Source organism: Nostoc sp. CALU 1950 (assembly GCF_051172895.1).
GTDB classification, from domain to species: Bacteria; Cyanobacteriota; Cyanobacteriia; order Cyanobacteriales; family Nostocaceae; genus Nostoc; species Nostoc edaphicum_A.
Genome location: NZ_JBDNJQ010000517.1, coordinates 1 through 202, shown reverse-complemented (window position 1 = coordinate 202; position 202 = coordinate 1). Strand labels below are relative to the sequence as shown.

At 42.1% G+C, this 202-nt stretch carries 1 protein-coding gene; it reads left to right on the top strand.

All coding sequences use genetic code 11. The features are described 5' to 3' along the window. The coding region (locus ABF638_RS38600) for a hypothetical protein (protein ID WP_435027983.1) at positions 1 to 202 on the top strand (202 nt) is incomplete at both ends.

The following is a 202-nucleotide window of genomic DNA, read 5'->3' as shown; positions in this document are numbered from 1 at the left end:
AAGTCAGTCATTCGAGGCGATTACTGCAATTGTCCGATATCTTGAACTACAAGAAATTGAGCAGTCATTAACAAAGTCTTCCCTAAGTGAAACGTTACCACAATTAACAGAACAACTCTCTCAATATCAGCAGCAGCTTGAAGCAGCAAAAACCGCATTTGACGACCTGGGAGCCGCGATTGTTAATGAAGAGCAACGACTA